The sequence below is a fragment of the Rectinema subterraneum genome, from assembly GCA_009768935.1.
GTDB classification, from domain to species: domain Bacteria; phylum Spirochaetota; class Spirochaetia; order Treponematales; family Rectinemataceae; genus Rectinema; species Rectinema subterraneum.
Genome location: WESA01000007.1, coordinates 1 through 16,444 on the forward strand (window position 1 = coordinate 1; position 16,444 = coordinate 16,444).

General features: G+C 55.2%; 16 protein-coding genes. 10 read left to right on the forward strand and 6 right to left on the reverse strand.

The genetic code is table 11. From position 1 onward, the window contains the following. From GAP13_RS03340 to GAP13_RS03370, 7 genes are all read left to right on the forward strand, one after another. Positions 1-782, forward strand: a 782-nt coding sequence (locus tag GAP13_RS03340) for an ABC transporter permease (protein ID WP_158906180.1), incomplete at its 5' end; no start/stop codon positions are given. Position 783: 1 nt separating this feature from the next. Next, entirely contained in the window at positions 784-1,797 is a 1,014-nt protein-coding gene (gene rhaS / locus GAP13_RS03345; protein ID WP_158906182.1) for a rhamnose ABC transporter substrate-binding protein, read from the forward strand. A 119-nt stretch (positions 1,798-1,916) separates the two neighbouring features. Beyond that, on the forward strand, positions 1,917-2,231 hold the full coding sequence (rhaM, locus tag GAP13_RS03350) for an L-rhamnose mutarotase (protein WP_158906184.1): 315 nt from the start codon (positions 1,917-1,919) through the stop codon (positions 2,229-2,231). A gap of 36 nt (positions 2,232-2,267) precedes the next feature. Next, on the forward strand, positions 2,268-3,422 hold the full coding sequence (locus tag GAP13_RS03355; RefSeq protein ID WP_158906186.1) for a class II aldolase/adducin family protein: 1,155 nt from the start codon (positions 2,268-2,270) through the stop codon (positions 3,420-3,422). A gap of 34 nt (positions 3,423-3,456) precedes the next feature. Further along, positions 3,457-4,713 (forward strand): L-rhamnose isomerase, encoded by a 1,257-nt coding sequence (locus GAP13_RS03360; RefSeq protein WP_186338816.1) that lies wholly within the window; start codon positions 3,457-3,459, stop codon positions 4,711-4,713. Between the two features lie 88 nt (positions 4,714-4,801). Then, positions 4,802-6,187: a deoxyribodipyrimidine photo-lyase gene (locus GAP13_RS03365; RefSeq protein WP_158906188.1), complete on the forward strand. Its 1,386-nt coding sequence runs from the start codon at positions 4,802-4,804 to the stop codon at positions 6,185-6,187. Between the two features lie 230 nt (positions 6,188-6,417). Beyond that, entirely contained in the window at positions 6,418-7,881 is a 1,464-nt protein-coding gene (locus GAP13_RS03370; RefSeq protein ID WP_158906190.1) for a transglutaminase domain-containing protein, read from the forward strand. A 17-nt stretch (positions 7,882-7,898) separates the two neighbouring features. Here the strand turns inward: GAP13_RS03370 and GAP13_RS03375 are convergent, their stop codons facing one another. From GAP13_RS03375 to GAP13_RS03390, 4 genes are read right to left on the reverse strand one after another with little or no spacing between them, the layout of a single operon-like run. Then, positions 7,899-8,585 (reverse strand): mechanosensitive ion channel family protein, encoded by a 687-nt coding sequence (locus GAP13_RS03375; RefSeq protein WP_158906192.1) that lies wholly within the window; start codon positions 8,583-8,585, stop codon positions 7,899-7,901. Positions 8,586-8,603: 18 nt separating this feature from the next. Then, positions 8,604-9,749 carry an NAD/NADP octopine/nopaline dehydrogenase family protein gene (locus GAP13_RS03380; protein WP_158906194.1) on the reverse strand — a complete coding sequence of 382 codons (1,146 nt, stop codon included), beginning with the start codon at positions 9,747-9,749 and terminating at the stop codon, positions 8,604-8,606. Next, the gene (locus GAP13_RS13360) at positions 9,733-11,634 is read right to left on the reverse strand and encodes a cobalamin-binding protein (protein WP_186338817.1); all 1,902 of its coding nucleotides are present in this window, start codon (positions 11,632-11,634) and stop codon (positions 9,733-9,735) included. The genes GAP13_RS03380 and GAP13_RS13360 overlap by 17 nt, the downstream gene beginning before the upstream one ends. Beyond that, complete coding sequence (locus tag GAP13_RS03390; protein WP_158906196.1) at positions 11,627-12,721, reverse strand: D-alanine--D-alanine ligase family protein; 1,095 nt, start codon at positions 12,719-12,721, stop codon at positions 11,627-11,629. The genes GAP13_RS13360 and GAP13_RS03390 overlap by 8 nt, the downstream gene beginning before the upstream one ends. Positions 12,722-12,834: 113 nt before the next feature. Between GAP13_RS03390 and GAP13_RS03395 the strand changes: the two genes are divergently transcribed. The 3 genes from GAP13_RS03395 (at position 12,835) to GAP13_RS03405 (ending at position 14,310) form a co-directional block, all read left to right on the forward strand. Then, positions 12,835-13,485 (forward strand): protein-L-isoaspartate(D-aspartate) O-methyltransferase, encoded by a 651-nt coding sequence (locus GAP13_RS03395; RefSeq protein WP_158906198.1) that lies wholly within the window; start codon positions 12,835-12,837, stop codon positions 13,483-13,485. A 161-nt stretch (positions 13,486-13,646) separates the two neighbouring features. Further along, entirely contained in the window at positions 13,647-13,985 is a 339-nt protein-coding gene (locus GAP13_RS03400) for a type II toxin-antitoxin system RelE/ParE family toxin (protein WP_158906200.1), read from the forward strand. Positions 13,986-13,995: 10 nt separating this feature from the next. Then, a complete protein-coding gene (locus GAP13_RS03405; RefSeq protein ID WP_306769191.1) occupies positions 13,996-14,310 on the forward strand; it encodes a helix-turn-helix domain-containing protein in 315 nt (104 codons plus the stop codon). Positions 14,311-14,314: 4 nt separating this feature from the next. Here the strand turns inward: GAP13_RS03405 and GAP13_RS03410 are convergent, their stop codons facing one another. Together GAP13_RS03410 and GAP13_RS03415 are read right to left on the reverse strand one after the other, a co-directional pair. After that, entirely contained in the window at positions 14,315-15,580 is a 1,266-nt protein-coding gene (locus GAP13_RS03410; RefSeq protein ID WP_158906202.1) for an amidohydrolase, read from the reverse strand. Further along, positions 15,568-16,440: a purine-nucleoside phosphorylase gene (locus GAP13_RS03415; RefSeq protein ID WP_158906204.1), complete on the reverse strand. Its 873-nt coding sequence runs from the start codon at positions 16,438-16,440 to the stop codon at positions 15,568-15,570. Before GAP13_RS03415 ends, GAP13_RS03410 begins: the two co-directional genes overlap by 13 nt. Positions 16,441-16,444 lie beyond the last annotated feature (4 nt).

Below are 16,444 nucleotides of genomic sequence, written 5' to 3' on the forward strand. Positions count from 1 at the left end.
TTCCTATGCCGCTCGCGATGGTGCTCGCGCTTGTGATAAGCACCACATGCGGGCTTATCAACGGCCTTCTGCAGATCAAGTTCCGCGAACTTTCGGCGACCATCATCACGCTCAGCACGATGACTGTCTATCGCGGCATTGCCTATGTCATTCTCGAAGACAGATCTGCAGGGCGCTTCCCCTCCTGGTTCAGTTTCCTTGCGTGGGGATACATCGGAAAGGTGCCATTCATCTTGATTGTGTTTGTTCTGGCGGCGATCGTGTTCGCGGTTCTTTTGCATACAACGCGATTCGGGCGCATGGTGTTCGCGGTCGGCAACAACAAGACCGCGTGCGAATACTCAGGAATCAGAACAGGGCGGATCATCCTTGGGGTGAGCGTGATCACGGGGCTTATGGCGGGTTTTACCTCGCTCTTTCTCACCTCGCGCATGGGGAGCACGCGCCCGAATGTCGCGCTTGGCTATGAACTCGATGTCATCGCCATGACAGTGCTCGGCGGCATCAGCACGAGCGGCGGCAAGGGAAGAATTGCGGGGCCGCTTATTTCGATATTCCTTATAGGATTTTTAAACTATGGACTTGGCCTGCGGAATGTTTCCGCGCAAGTTTTGCTCATTATTCTCGGTTTTCTGCTCATTCTGTCGGTGCTTGTACAGAATTTCACCGACAGGCCGAGGCAGAAGTCTTCTTCAAAATCGGGGAAATCGGCCGCTCCAACGCATCGGTCTGATGCAGGAAGCGGATCAGATATTCACGGAAATTCAGCTCAAGGAGGCTGACATGAAAAAAACATTCACAGTGGTAGCGCTGGTGCTGATCGCACTGGCACTGGTCATGCCTGCATCGGTGTTTGCCGCAGAAAAGGCGAAATATGCCATTGTGTTCAAAAACACTGGCAACCCCTACGGCGAAAAACAGATGGAAGGCTTCAAAAACGGCATCGAGGAACAAGGCTTCGAGGCGATTCTCCGCGCTCCGGATCTGCCCACCGCTGAGGCGCAGATTCAGATCATCGAGCAGCTGATTGCCCAGAAAGTCGCTGCGATCTGCATCGTCGGCAACGACTACGATGCCCTCGGCCCGGTCCTCAAAAAAGCGACCGCGCAGGGAATCAAAGTCTTCTCGCTCGATTCCTCGGTCAATCCCCAGGCACGCCTTACCCACGTCAACCAGGCGGACTCCGAGAAGATCGGCCAGACCCTCATCAAGGCTGCGTACGACATGGCAGGCGGTAAAGGCGAAATCGCCATTCTCTCCGCGACGAGCCAGGCTTCCAACCAGAACATCTGGATCGACTTCATGAAGAAAGAGCTGGCAAAGCCCGAATACAAAAACCTCAAGCTCGTCAAGGTCGCCTATGGCGATGACCTGCGCGACAAGTCCGTATCCGAGACCGAAGGGCTCCTCCGCTCCTATCCGAACCTGAAGGTCATCATCGCCCCGACCACCGTCGGCATTGCGGCAGCTGGCAAAGTGCTCACCGACAAGGGCCTCAAGGGCAAAGTGATGCTCACCGGCCTCGGCCTGCCTTCGGAAATGGCTGAGTACATCGAAAACGGCGTGTGCCCCTACATGTTCCTGTGGAACCCGATCGATGTCGGCTATCTCGGTGCCTATGTTGGCACCGCGCTTGTGAGTGGCAAGATCACCGGCAAGGTCGGCGACAAGTTCAGCGCAGGACGGCTTGGCAACTACACCATTACCAAGGCACCCGATGGCGGAACAGAAGTCCTGCTCGGACCGCCGTTCAAATTCGACAAGAGCAACATCAACGATTGGAAGAAAGTGTACTAAAGCGATGCAGCAGGTGCGCAGGCCGGCTTTCGAGCTGGCCTGCGCTATGAAAGAAAGCGGCGCGCCGCTTCAAAAGCGAAAGCGGCAGCCGTACGTGCACCCTATTTCAGGAGCAAGTCATGAAGAGAAATGCATTTGCGATGCAGCTCAAACCCGGAAACGAAGCCGAGTACAAGCGCCGCCACGACCAGATCTGGCCCGAGCTCAAGGCCGAACTCAGAAAAGCAGGCGTTTCGGACTATTCGATTTATCTCGACCCTGAAACCATGCGCTTGTTCGCAATCCAGAGCCTTGCGGATGACGAAACGAGCAGCACGCTCCCGGAAAGCCCCATTGTTCGCAAATGGTGGGACTCGATGAAAGACCTCATGGAAACGAATCCGGACAATTCTCCCAAGGTGTGGCCGCTCACCGAAATGTTCCATATGGATTGAGCTGGCGCGAATTGTGTGGCAGCAAAAAGGCAAATAATGAACCTTGAAACATTGATTGAGATTTCGCGCCGCTATGGCGCAGACCCCGACTACGTCCTCGCGGGCGGCGGCAACACCTCTCTGAAAGATGGAGACGTGATTGCTGTCAAAGCTTCGGGTGCGCTGCTCGGGACAATTGACGAAAATGGCTTTGTGCAGCTTTCTCTTTCCAAGCTGCGTGCGTTATTCGATATGGCGCTGCCTTCTGATTCTGAGGCACGAGAAAAAATCGTGCTTGAAAAATTGCTTGAGGCACGGCTTCCGGGGCAGACGCGCAGGCCGAGTGTGGAAACCCTGCTGCATGCGCTGTTCCCGTATCGATTTGTAATCCATTTGCATCCTGCGCTTGTCAATGGCATGCTGTGTTCGCGCCAAGCGCTGAGCGCAGCGGAAACGCTCTTCAGGAATGAGGCGTCGGTCCTTCCTTATATTACGCCCGGCTATATCCTTGCGGATGCTGTGCGCCGGGTTTTTGAACATCGAACATCATCAGGCATGAGCCCACCAAAAATATTGTTTTTGCAGAACCATGGCGTGTTTGTCGCGGAGGATTCGGTCGAGGAAATTGAGGCGCTGTATGCGCATATCTTTGAGACATTGAAGGCGAAGGTGCAGCCGCTTCCGGAAGAAGGCCTGAGAGGTGGGCCTGCGCGCGGGTATGAGGCTGCGATTGCTGCGGTTGCCGAAAAGGCTGTCGAAACAGCAGCCACGAAATTTAACGTACGATTTTTCTTTACGTCAAATTCGCTGATTGGCCATTTCCTGGCCAGCCCCGAGGCATTCGTGCCCCTGTCTAGTCCATTCACCCCCGACCACATCGTCTATGCCGGCGCCTGGCCTCTCTTTGTGAATATCTCCGAGGCACAATCTTCGGAACACCTCATTTCCAAAATCGACGAATACCGCATCCGCTACCAGGAAATGCCGAAAATCATTGCAATCCAGAATCTCGGTATTTTCGGGCTTGGGCAGGACGAGAGCGCAGCCAAACGCGCCTGTGAGCTTTTTGGCGATGCAGCAAAAATCGCCTGGTATGCGCGCTCATTTGGGAGCGTGCATCCTATGCAACCTGCAGATATCGAATTCATACGAAGCTGGGAAGTCGAAAAATACCGCGCATCCATTGCAGCGAGCTCGAATCCCGCTTCCTGAAATATTGCAGTAGAGAGAAGGGAGGATCACCTTTATGTCCAGAATAGAGCAAGAATACAAATCAGCACGCGAAACCTATGCCGATCTCGGAGTGGATACCGATCAGGCAATCAAAACACTTTCTTCGATCCCTCTCTCTATCCATTGCTGGCAAGGTGACGATGTCATCGGATTCGACGGTGCGACATCCCTGAGCGGCGGAATCCTCGCTACCGGCAGTTATCCTGGCCGTGCTCGCAACGCCGAAGAGCTCAGAGCCGACGCCGCATTCGCCTTTGCGCATATTCCCGGACAGAAACGCTTCAATCTTCATGCCATGTATGCCGAGACAGGCGGCACTAAAGTCGAGCGCTCTGCCCTTCAGCCCCGCCATTTCGATGCCTGGGTTGCCTGGGCAAAAGAACAGAAAATCGGCCTCGACTTCAACCCGACATTTTTCTCCCACCCCCTCGCTGCGAGCGGCTGGACCCTGGCCCATCCCGATGAAAATATCCGCAAATACTGGATCGAGCACGGCAAGGCAAGCAGGCGCATCGCCCAGGCCATTGCCGACAGCCTCAAGGACGTCGTCGTCAATAACCTCTGGGTACCCGACGGCTCGAAAGACATGCCCGCCGACAGGCTCGGCCCACGCCTCAGGCTCAAGGAATCCCTCGACGCCATCTACGCCGAGAAACTGCCCAACGACCGCGTTCTGGACGCTGTCGAATCCAAATTGTTCGGCATAGGCTCCGAATCCTATGTCCCCGGCTCGCATGAGTTCTATTTCGGATATGCTTCCCAAAAAGCCATCGGCCTCTGCTACGACATGGGCCATTTCCATCCAAACGAAAGCGTGGCAGACAAAATTTCGGCCACCCTGCTCTATGTGCCTTACCTCATCATCCATCTGAGCCGCGGTCTGCATTGGGACTCCGACCATATCGTCATCTGGAACGATGCAATAACCGATGTCTGCCGCGAAATCATCCGCATGCGCGTGTGGGACAGAATTCACCTCGCGCTCGATTACTTCGATTCCTCAGTCAACCGCATTTCCGCCTGGATTATCGGTGCGCGCAGTGCCCAGCGAGCCCTCCTCTATGCCCTCCTCGAACCCGTGGAAGCTATGCGAACCGAAGAAGAGCGCGGCGATTTCGGAAGCAGACTCGCCCTCATCGAAGAATCGCGCTCCCTGCCCTTTGCCGCCGTCTGGCGCCATTACTGCGAAATGCAGAATGTCCCGGCAGGCCCGGAATGGATTGATAACGTCAAGGAGTACGAGAAGAAGGTACTGGCGGGGCGCGCGTAGGGCATACCAACTCAGCGCAATACAGAGCTCGCAAAACAACGTACTGGCGGGGCGCGCATAGGGCATACAGCTGCTATACTGCAGATGTATGAGAGAAGAACGTCTTCATGAATGCAATCAAAAACCCGAACGCCCTGGCAAGTATGTGCTGTACTGGATGCAGGCTTCGCTCAGAGGAGAAGGAAATCTAGCCCTCGACTGGGCTGTCCAAGAAGCGAACCGCCTGAAGCTGCCGCTGATTGCGGTATTCTGTGTTCTGAGCTCGTATGGACAAGCGAATATTCTGCACTATCGCTATCTTTTGCAAGGCCTTATCGAGGCAAAAGCAGGCCTCGAAACCAAAGGAATCGGGCTTTGGCTCTTCAAAGGCGACCCTACACAGATTATACCGGACCTGGCTGGGCAAGCAGCGCTCATAGTGATGGACGTGGGATACTTGCGACATCAGCAGCTCTGGAAACAGACAATAAGCGCCAAAGTGGACTGTCGCGCAGTGTGGATCGAAAGCAATATTTTGGTTCCCGTGAAAACAGCTTCGCCAAAAGAGGAATGGTCCGCTTATACCCTTCGCAGAAAGCTAGAGCGCCTTAAAGATGATTTTATCGATATAGCGCCTGAATGCATCCCTCGACAATCTTCTTTGTCCATGGAACCCGATAGCTGTCTTTATCACCTCATGGTTCAGAACATAGAAGAATTGCTGCTCGCGCCTCCGGGGAGCGTGCCTGCGCGAATGAAAGAACAAAAAACAGATGAGCTTCCGGGATATAGCGCAGCTCTGGCGCGCTACGACAGGTTTATTGCCGAACGCTTGGACTGTTATCCAGAAAACAAGAATAATCCTTCGATTGATGGTACTTCGCGAATGAGCGCGGCTCTGCACTTCGGCTTCATTTCGCCTATACAAATGGTCGAGCGGCTTTTGCGCCATCTGGATATTAAAAAGACAGATGAATGCATCCATCCCGGCGCATCAGCCTTTTTAGAAGAACTGATAGTCCGTCGAGAGCTAGCTATCAATTTTTGCTATTACCGAAAGGATTATGACCGGCCTTCTTCCTTGCCTGACTGGGCAAAAAGAACACTGCAGAAATGCGAGCGCAACCCCCGCGAGAGGTATTACAGCATAGACCAGCTGGAAGCAGCGCAGACCGAAGATCCGTATTGGAATGCCGCCCAGAATCAGATGGTCAAAACAGGCTACATGCATGGCTATATGCGTATGTATTGGGGCAAGCGCCTCTTAGCTTGGACCCGAAACGTTGAGGAGGCCTGGCGAACGGCTATCCTGCTTAATGATCAATATTCTCTGGATGGAAGAGATCCCAATGGGTACGCCGGAATCGCATGGTGCTTCGGAAAGCATGACAGACCATGGATGGAACGCCCGATATATGGAACCGTCAGATATATGAACGCCGCGGGCCTGCACCGGAAATTTGACGCAGATGAATATGCTGCCAAGCACAATTGAATGCCACCTACCATACGAGCCTTTTAATCAGCACAAAATCCTCCTGCACAGCAGAAGACAGAAGCTTTGTCATGGCTTTTCTTTTGCCTTATACTATTAATATACCCCATAATAAGATAGCTGAAAAATCGGAGAATCGCGGAACAGATAGCCTGAAATATCTCTGCCTGCGTTGCGTTGGTGGACTCTTCTATTTGCTGCTTCTGCTGGCATCCTGCAGTACAAGCACTGTGGTACGTCCGATATCGTCATCTTCCATCAGCAAGGCCGAATTCGAAACGACGCTCGCCCGTTATGCAGCCAGAGAAAGCCCAGTTCCCCAGTACCGCACCGGCATAATAGATTCACGCATTGCGCGCGTAACAGCAGCAATGATCGCTGAAGCAGCCAAAGACCCCGATCAGTACCTCGCGCCGCTCGTCGCGGTTCTTATTGCCGGCGAGAGCGACCCGTTCATGCGAATCAAACTCATTCATGACTGGATTTCTGATACAATCACATACGATCTCGCTATAGCATCGAAAAATACAGTGACCGGTCAGGACCTCGCTACGGTTCTTTCGACAAGGAGGGCAGTCTGTTCTGGATATACGCGGCTCTTTCAGAAAATGGCCGAGCTTGCGGGTTTCGAGGCACAGACAGTAAGCGGATTCACGAAGGGGCTCGGCCGCGAGTTCTCTTTCGATTTCCAGAACAGCCACGCGTGGAACATAGTGCGCATCGGGGACATGTGGTATTTTGTCGATACGACCTTCGATGCAGGGGCATTCCAGAGTCAGGCAGGAGCAAGCGGTGCCACAAGAGGCGGCGAAGCGGCTGCAGCCGGCAATACAGCAGGGAAATACTCAAAACGCTATAGCACGGATTACCTGTTCCCCGCCCCCATGCAGCTCCGATTTACCCATTTTCCGGAGCAAGCTGTGTATCAGCTGAGTCAGGCCCCCCTGGACCGCGAAACCTTCAAGAGCCAAGCGCTTGTCCAGCCTGGTTTTTTCCGGTACCACATGAGCATTGTTCAGCCGGGAAAGGCATCAGCAGATGAGCAGGCTGCGATTCCCGCTGCCTTTTTTGCCATGCAGCGCACAGAAAGCATATATACCATCGATATCGAAGCGCCTGAGGATATTTTGGTCGACGGCTCTCTGCTGGATTCAAAGAGCACCGAGATTCTGTCGACTGTTTTTCCGAGCCATATCGGCCCGACCCGGTGGCGCATCATGTTCGCCATACCAAAAGCAGGGACGTACAAAGCGCACATTTTTGCGGGCACGAGGAACGAAACCACTGTCGGCACAGCAGCCGCAGCTGGTTCATCGGGATCTTCCGCCAATCGGCCACCGCCCACACCCGAAAAACTTGAAAGTGTTATGCAGTTCGTAATTGAAGGCTCAAAAGCCTATGCAGCAAATCCGCCTTTCCCGAAAATATATGGGCGCTATCACAACCCTGCAGGCGAACTGCTCGAGAGCCCGTTGTCCGGCGCTTTGAAGGCTGGCAGCACCGTTCATTTTGAGTATCATTCGATGGCACCGCATGTCGCGATCATCTACGAAACTACGTTTGTTCCCTTCGTGCGCGGCACGGATGGCATTTTCTGGCTGGATTTCAAGATTCCCGCGACGAAGGCGGTCAAGCTGGGCGTCTCCGAGGATAACACGCACTATAGCATTGTGCTCGCCTGGGATGTGCGCTGAGGCCGCGCTGCTGAACCTCACCCTTCCAGATCAGTCCCATGCGAAGCCCGTTCGCGCTCCCTGATGGCGCGGATAAGGCTTTCCACATACTGGCGCGCCATGTCCTTGCAGCCAAGCCCGATCGCAATCGCGATTCCCAGCGCAATCGAACCAATCAGCAGCAGAAGCAGAATACTCACAATCGACTGCCCGAGGCCGAGCTGGTCGACGACCATCACAACCACGATGATATATCCGACCGCGCGGATGAGCCTCTGGACAAGCGTCGCGGAGCCCATCCCCGCATTATTCATGATGGTCAGCACAAAATTCGAAAGAAAATTGACAATCAGCACCCCGATCGCAGCCGTGATTCCAGCTGCCAGAATTGTCGGAATCGCGCCGAAAAGCCACGACCAGATGGACTCAGCCGCGCGCTGATCGAGCACCGAAGCTGCCATCGCCAGCACGAGGAGCATCACAACCCAGTACAGAAAAACCCCGATCAGCTTCGATGGCGCATACTGCACGTGACCTTTGCGCAAAAACTCGTTCACCCCGATCTTGCCTGCGAGCACATCGAATTTGAGCACCGCAAGTATTTTCGGCATAATGAGTTTCAAGATTTTTGCGATCGCCCAGCCCACCAGGAGGATAAGCGGAGCCCCGAGAGCCGATGGAAGGTCGCTCACCCATCGCCATATATTGTTCACAAATTCTGTCATTTTTCCCCTCCTTGATTTTCAGCCTTCAGTGACGAGCCGATGGAGCTCTTCCACAGAGAGCCCTTCGATTCCCAAGGTATGGACTGTTCTGCCATTTGCGCGATAATCCACCCCATGCATGAGGTTTGCAAGATCGATCGTGAGATTGATAGCCGGCGTTTCGACTCCGTACATTGCCGCAATGCTTGCCATGGGCACAAGGCTCATTGGCACATCTTCCCAAATGTAGCGATGATTGATCGTTTTTGGTGCCTTGATGCCCGCATAGCTGATCGTCGCACGTATCGCACTGCAGAGGTCCGCACCCACTGAATCATAGGTAAGATAGAGCCATTCGCGGGCGGAAACCGTCCGGATGCCCAGCGCGCGGGCGAGCGCAAGCCGCTCATCGTCGATTGCCTGCAGCACCCTCGCCACGGAAGGCGAAATGCCCTGAAGATAGTATTCGAAATCGCCGCCCGTGGACTCGATCCATGCGGCGTTCAGCAGGGTGAGCGCAGGATGGAAGACCGCGCCGATATTTTCTAGGCTCGTGGCGAGCACATTGCTCCCGGCTATGAATTGTGGAAATGCCACATCGATCACTTTCAGCACGGCAGGAGTCAGAAACGAAGGCAATGCGCTCACCGGGACGCCGTTTTTGATTCTGAAGATGTGACCTTTATTCCTGGATATCATGCGCGAGGCATAGATGAACGTCTGTGCTTCGACGATGACGACTCTTGCTGTGCATCCTTCGCGGTCGAGGGCTGCGCGGAATTCGAGGGCGCCGCCGGTCCGGCCAGGATTCAGCACTACAATCTGCCCATCTTCCAAAAAAGGCGCCATAAGGGTACCGAGTCCATAATGCGCGGTCGAAGGCGTCACGATCATTATGACATCAGTGCCTGCTATCGCTTCCCCGATGCGCGAGGTCGCAAGTCGCACAGGCCCGAAGCCGGACACTGCTCCCTCCACTTCGATACCCTTGTACCAGCGGATTGCGTTGAGGTGCTCGTCGGTGCGGTTGTAGATCTGCACAGGGAATCCCAGCAAGCCAAGGTGCCCGGCCATAGAAATCCCGCCATTCCCTGCGCCTGCGATACACCACACCATATCCTTGCCTTTGGCAGCGACGCGCTCAAGATGCTCGAGAATGCCGCTCCAATCAGTTTTTTTCACCATATTCCTCCTGGGGGGCGAACCCCATGCGCTCGAGGTTTCGTGCAATCCCGAACAAGCGCTGGCTTACCGCGAGCGGCTTTCCATCCTTGTCCACGGTCTGCACGCCTCCATGCATGAATTGCACAGGCTGGCTGACCGCCGCATCGAATTCATCCCTGCACGCGCTCAGCCATGGCAACGGAAACACCCCAGCCTTCATCATCGCATAGAGCCCACGCGGACTGTAAGGCTCGGGAATTGTCGCCTCTATGAATTTAATCATGCGACGCGCTTCCTCATACAGATGGCGTGTGCGCGCTTCCACCATAGAATGCTTGCCGTACTCCGGCATATCGCCTTTCCGCTTGAGCCTGCGGTACTCCGAGAGCGCGTACCGCGTGATGCGCACCGATTCCTGCACGACATCCGGGTCGGCAAGGCGCACTCCCTCCGAATAGCTCACCACATGGATGATCTGAGGACTTGTCGGATCATCTGGCTCGATGTCATCCATGAGCATGGTCACCGCCGCAAGCTGTGCACGAGCTTTTTCCATATCCGGCGAGAAATAGTCGAGCCCGCCCCGCGGCTGGAGGATAACCGCAAAATCCGGCCCTTCCAGCTCCCGCACGAGCATGCGCAAGGCGCGGGCTTTCGCCAGATCCTGTATTCCCCAGGTATATTTCGGCGTATTGAGCATGGTCTGGAGAATGAGCGTGCGGATACCCTGAAGCTTCGCCGCTTTTGCGGCGACATAACCCGACACAATATAGCCGACATCGTCACAGCCTCGGAATGCGAAATGGTGCGGCACATTCGGTTCCATCGGCTTTCCGCTCGAAGCGATATGACGAAGGGCTTCAAAATGCTCCACAAGGTTCTCCAGAACCGAGTTGTCTCCTCGCCCGTCGAGCTTTGAGAACCACCAGAGCGAAAGCGCGTGCCAGCATATATCGAGGGATTGCTCATGCATCTTGGCCATGTCGGGAACGCGTTTTGTACCCGCATACGTGCGCACGAGCATGGGGCGCGCGGCTTGCCACACGCGGCGGTATTCTTCAGGACTATTGATGGGAACTCCGCCTCCGTTGGAAAGCCCTGTCCAGTCTTCGCCGAAATGGCTTTGAGTAAGCTGGGACGAGCCTATCGAGAGCACATCGAGAAGCCCGCTTTTCGCAAGGCGTGAAGTCCAGTCGAGAAAAAGCGCGACTGCTTGCGAGCGATCTTCTGCATAGGGGCCTACGTGCGCGCGCATAAGTGGAGGTAGGTTGTGCGCAATGCCATGCAGGACACGGTCAATCACGCGCTCGCCCCATGTGCCAAAGCCGGGAGAACCAGATCGATCTACGGGCGCAACATCGAGATATGCTCGGTTCTTGACAATTTCAATACCGAATTCAAGGCGGGCTTTGTCGTACGCGAGCTCCGCGCTTGCCTGCTGTGGCACAAGATGCGTCGGTAGGCCGAGAATTTCGAGGATCTCCTGGTATGTTTCATCGCCATGAAAAACCGCATCAACAAAAGGCACACGCTGTTTTGCCTTCTTGCAGGCGGGCGGAAGGCCTGCGAACCAGAGCGCTTTGATCGGACCCCCGTCTTTTGCGAGCATTTTGGCGCTTTTCAGGTGCTCGACAAGTTGTGCAAAAAGCTCTACGCCCCTGTCCGGATCGAGGCGATACGAAAACCCGAGTACATCGATGCCTTTTGCCCGCACCCAGCGAACCAGCCTTTCTATTGAAGGGCGCCCGACAAGCGCATCGAGTTCTTTGCTTGCATCCTCATCGGCGATTTCCACTCGAATGCCACAGTCCCTCAGAATCTGCGCGAAAGCGAGAATGCCGAGGGTGTGTGCGTCGATGGCCGGCTTGATAAGACCAATTACATCGTTCTGACTTACTTTATACATCCTGTAGGCCTCCTTTGTGCGGCGTCTCTGCAGACAAGTCTTCTGCAAGCCGTGTCCGTTCGAGCAGTGCCCGCGCTCCTGCGGGAAAAGCACTTGTTAGCTTTCCTTGCGCACGAAGCCGCCTGTACCCCGCTGCAACAATACCCACGAGATACTGCGCTTCCGAAATTCCGGCAAAACCAGCCGCCTCCTCGAACCAACGATCCGGAATCATCGGTTGGCCATTGATTTCGATTGCCCAGAACTTGCCATCCGCAAAGAAAAAATCGCCTCGCGCATAATCGCGCACGCCTGCAGATTCGAAAGCGCTCTGGGCAAAGGGAACGAAATGCTCCATCTGCTCGGGCTCGAGTGGGCTCATCACGGTGTGATGGCCATCTTTGTCATCCGAAGTTATAAGATGAAACCGCTTTGGCTGGGCTAATCCAAGGAATGCCGGCATGCATTGCATGGCGCCCTGCCCTTGTATCATCGCGCAGGTAATCTCTTTGACATCGGGATACGCTCCAAGATAATGTTCGACGAGAATGTGTCCGCTGTACAGCGAAATCATTCGCGCAAGAACCCTTGATAACTCATCTACATTCCAGGCTATGCTGTTTTCATCGATTCCCTTGGAATTTCCGAGATTTTCTGGCTTTATGATGTAAGGAAAGGCATCGAGGACCTTCAATTTTTGAATGCCTTCTTTCAAGCCGGCTTCTCCTGCCTCGACGTGCACGAATGGCGGCGTCCGGATGCCATCCGCTTCCCATTTCCGCTTGAGCGACGCTTTGGAAAGAGCCCGCTCAATGACTTCAGGATCGGAACCTATATATAAAACGTTATGCGACTCAAACAATCCATGTACGTTAGTCGATACTGTTATTCCATCTTTTTCTTCAGGAAGATGATCGATACCGCAGAGAACCAAATCCGGCAGGTTTTCTCTAATAATAGTCTCGAGATCATTAATGTTGGCTGCATAAGAGAAATAGGCCTCAAATCCGGCCCCATTATAAATTCCCGTCATGCGCGCATAACGCACCTCATTTTCGACCGCAATTTTCCGGTCAGTTTTTTTCTTCATGATTATCTGTAATCTCATATGGTCCTCCAATAAAATCTCTATTTAAGTATGTACCACATATCCGCGATAATTACAAATTTTGTTTTGAAGAATGCGAGGCGGCTCTTTGTGCTATAATTGATTGCAAAGCAATGATCACCTGCAATGAGCGCAAAGACGAGCGCAATTTCATGGTGCGCACTCAGATCGCCGCGCGCGGCGTTCGGGATAAGCGCGTACTCGATGCCATGCGTAAAGTACCGCGGCACCGATTCGTTCCCGTATCTTGCAGTTCCGAAGCATATGAAGATTTCCCCCTACCCATTGGCTCGGGACAGACAATCTCCCAGCCCTACATTGTTGCATTCATGGCAGAGATGCTCAGGCTCAATGGCAGTGAGCGGGTACTTGAAATTGGGACAGGGTCGGGGTACGGGACCGCAGTGCTGTCCCTGCTTGCGAAGGAAGTGTTCAGTGTTGAGCGCATTGCAGCGCTTCTTGAGCGGGCGCGCGAAGTGCTTGAGGCTCTGAAAGTGGAGAATGTGCATTTGCGGCTGGCGGACGGATTTTTCGGTTGGGCGGAGGAAGCGCCGTTCGAGACGATTATTTTAAGCGCGGCGCCCTTTGATATTCCGAATGCGATTGTGAACCAACTCGCGGATGGTGGCAGGCTTGTGGCTCCTGTCGGTTCTTTGGGAGCGCAGACGCTCGTGCGCATCACGCGGCGAGGCGCACACTTCGACACTGAAGCACTGCTCGATGTCGCTTTCGTGCCGATGCGCCCGGGAGTGAGCGAGCTGTAACAAGAACGGACCATTCGCTCAACCGCTGCCCGGGGGCGGGTGCCCGCGGGTGCTTAGAGGCTGCTGCCCGGGGGCTGGCTTATTTCAGCGCCCGCGCCCGCCGGGCTGCTTCCTCAGTACATTAACTTGACTGCATATGAACTTTATGGCATATTTCAGTCGTGTGGACCGTTTCAGCCACGGATGAATACATCGAATGGTTCTGCTCTCTTCCGGGCAAGGCCCAGGAGGCTCTCCTTGCCAAGGTCCTTCTTCTCGAGGAATTCGGCCCGCAGCTTGGCCGTCCTCATGCAGATACCTTGAAGGGAAGCAGAATCAAGAACCTAAAGGAGCTCCGGGCGCGAACGCACGCACAGGTCCTTCGTGTCCTCTATTACTTTGATGAGGAGCGCCAGGGGCTTCTCCTTATAGGAGGAGACAAGAAGGGCAGGAACGAGAAGGATTTCTACAGTCGGCTCATTCAAATGGCAGAAGAAATTATCGAGCGCTACAGGCGCTGAAGGATACCATATGGCTATCATTAAGAACGCAATTGAGGCTATGGAAGCTGTGATGACTCCCGAACAGGTCAGCCGAGCCCGTGCCGCCGCCGAGCGCGAGATGCTCGCCATCCGGCTCGCCGAGCTCCGTGAGCGGAAGGGAATCAGACAATCCGATATGAAGGCTTTCAGCCAGACTGCTATCTCCAAGATTGAACGACGCAAGGATATGAAGCTCTCCACGCTCATCGACTACCTTGAGGGGATCGGAATGGGACTTGAGATCCGCGTCTATCCTAAAAATGCGAAGGGCTCACACAAGAGCCAGACCATCCTCAAAGTCTAATGGCTTATTTCAGCGCCTGCGCCCGGCGGGCTGCTTCCTCGCGGACTTCTTTCTCGCCTTCGATGACTCCATGGAGCATGAGCACGCGCCCTGCGCAGATTGTGGTATCCACCGCTGCACCAGCGTTCGCGTACACAAGGTTCGAAGCAAGGTCATGGCAGGGTGTCATTTCCGCTCGCGCCAGGTCGATGAGCACAAGATCGGCACTCGCGTCTGTCTCGATGCGCCCGCCGCCGGTGCCGAAAAATTCGTGCCCATTGCGGCTCGCTGCGGCCAAAATTTCTCTGACGGGCCAGCGCTTCGGGTCCTTGTAATGGTGCTTCTGGAGGAGCCCTGCCATTTTCATGTCTGAAAACAAATTGAGCGAGTTATTCGAGGCCGCGCCATCAGTGCCCAGCAGCACCCTCACGCCCCGGCGCCGCGCCGCCTCGTAATCGAACGCTGGCCCCGATGCCAGCTTCATGTTCGAAACAGGATTGTGTACCGCAGTTACGCCTCGCTGGGCGAGCAGATCCCAGTCGCGCGCATCGAGCCACAGGCAGTGCGCGGCGAAGGTGTTCGGTCCCAGAACCCCGAGCGAATCAAGGTAGGCAGTTGGAGACATGCCGGTCTTTGCGCGGCATTCGCGGTCTTCGGTTTCGGTCTCGGCAAGATGGATGTGAATGAATAACCCATGCTCCTTTGCAAATCGGGCAATATATCGCCAACTCGATGCTGATGTCGCATAGACCGAATGCCCGGCAAGGGCGAATATCGATGCCGGCCCGCAATCCGGCAAGCGCTTAAAAAATTCGTCGCAGGCTTTCTGCTGAGCCAGCCCGCGTGCCTCGTCGAGCCCGTCGATGAGCGGAAAAGAAATAACAAAGCGCATACCTGAGTCGCGAGCTGCCTGCGCCTGCGCTTCGGGGAAGAAATACATGTCCGCAGCGAGCGTCGTTCCTGCCCTGATCATCTCGATTGCCGCAAGGCGCGTGCCCCAGTAGACATCTTCGGCGGTTAGCCGCGCTTCCCGCGGCCAGATCGCCTCATTCAGCCAGGGCATGAGATCCATGTCCTCGGCGATTCCCCGCAAAAGGGTCATCGCCGAATGCGCATGCGCGTTCACAAGGCTCGGGATTGCAGCCATCCCGCGAGCTTCGATGACTTCGATTTCGTCGCTCCCATCAAGAGGGATCGAATCTTCGGGAACTACCCGCGCGATCCGCTCGCCTTGAATCAGAATGTCGGATTCCGCTCCTTCAACGAGCGCATGACGAATCAAGAGCGCCATGCTGCACCTCTCGGCATGCCGGCCAAAGCCGCGTCCTCCGCGCCGATGCGCGCAATAATCGCCTTGACCAGCGCCGAAAATTCGGGACGCTTCTTCGCCGAAATCTCCAGCACCTCGTCGCCCGAAATTGGCTGGTCGAGGATGCCCGCCGCCAAGTTCGTAATGCACGAAATGCCGAGTACCCGCATGCCGCAATGCACCGCGGCAATCACTTCGGGTACCGTGGACATGCCCACCGCATCTGCACCGAGCGTTCGCGCCATGCGGATTTCCGCTGGTGTTTCGAAGCTTGGGCCAAGGAACCATGCATACACGCCCTCATGCAAGCCGATTTCAAGATCGCGCGCAGCACCCTTCGCAAGCTCCCGGAGCGCCGGATCATACGCCTTACTCATGTCCGGAAACCGCGGCCCGATGCGCTCGTCATTCGCTCCCACAAGCGGATTGCGCCCCGACAGATTGATATGATCGCGAATCAACATGAAATCGCCCGGTCTGAAATCCGTGTTCACCCCGCCCGCAGCATTGGTCAGCAGAAGCACCTTCACCCCATAGGCGCGCAGAACCCGGACCGGAAACGCAATCTGCGAAGCGTCCCACCCTTCGTAGCAGTGGAATCGTCCCTGCATCGCGAGCACCTTCACCCCCTCGACATAGCCCGCAACAAACCTGCCCGCATGTCCCGGCGCTGTCGAAAGCGGAAAACCCGCGATTTCCTTGTAGCTCAGCGCGACCGGGCGCTCGAGCTCGTCCGCAAAACCGCCCAGCCCCGAGCCCAGCACGAGCGCACAAGCCGGCGCCTCGCCTAGCCGCTCCCGCAAAAGTGCCGCGGCGGCCTGAATTTCTTCAAAACTATGCATACAG

Bases quoted from the DNA above. Each gene is read 5' to 3' on its own strand.
- GAP13_RS03360 (WP_186338816.1), top strand. From the start codon at position 3,457: ATGTCCAGAATAGAGCAAGAATACAAATCAGCACGCGAAACCTATGCC.
- rhaM (WP_158906184.1), top strand. From the start codon at position 1,917: ATGAAGAGAAATGCATTTGCGATGCAGCTCAAACCCGGAAACGAAGCC.
- GAP13_RS03375 (WP_158906192.1), bottom strand. From the start codon at position 8,585: ATGACAGAATTTGTGAACAATATATGGCGATGGGTGAGCGACCTTCCA.
- GAP13_RS03410 (WP_158906202.1), bottom strand. From the start codon at position 15,580: ATGGCGCTCTTGATTCGTCATGCGCTCGTTGAAGGAGCGGAATCCGAC.
- GAP13_RS03355 (WP_158906186.1), top strand. From the start codon at position 2,268: ATGAACCTTGAAACATTGATTGAGATTTCGCGCCGCTATGGCGCAGAC.
- rhaS (WP_158906182.1), top strand. From the start codon at position 784: ATGAAAAAAACATTCACAGTGGTAGCGCTGGTGCTGATCGCACTGGCA.
- GAP13_RS13360 (WP_186338817.1), bottom strand. From the start codon at position 11,634: ATGTATAAAGTAAGTCAGAACGATGTAATTGGTCTTATCAAGCCGGCC.
- GAP13_RS03415 (WP_158906204.1), bottom strand. From the start codon at position 16,440: ATGCATAGTTTTGAAGAAATTCAGGCCGCCGCGGCACTTTTGCGGGAG.
- GAP13_RS03365 (WP_158906188.1), top strand. From the start codon at position 4,802: ATGAGAGAAGAACGTCTTCATGAATGCAATCAAAAACCCGAACGCCCT.
- GAP13_RS03405 (WP_306769191.1), top strand. From the start codon at position 13,996: ATGGCTATCATTAAGAACGCAATTGAGGCTATGGAAGCTGTGATGACT.
- GAP13_RS03380 (WP_158906194.1), bottom strand. From the start codon at position 9,749: ATGGTGAAAAAAACTGATTGGAGCGGCATTCTCGAGCATCTTGAGCGC.
- GAP13_RS03395 (WP_158906198.1), top strand. From the start codon at position 12,835: ATGATCACCTGCAATGAGCGCAAAGACGAGCGCAATTTCATGGTGCGC.
- GAP13_RS03390 (WP_158906196.1), bottom strand. From the start codon at position 12,721: ATGAGATTACAGATAATCATGAAGAAAAAAACTGACCGGAAAATTGCG.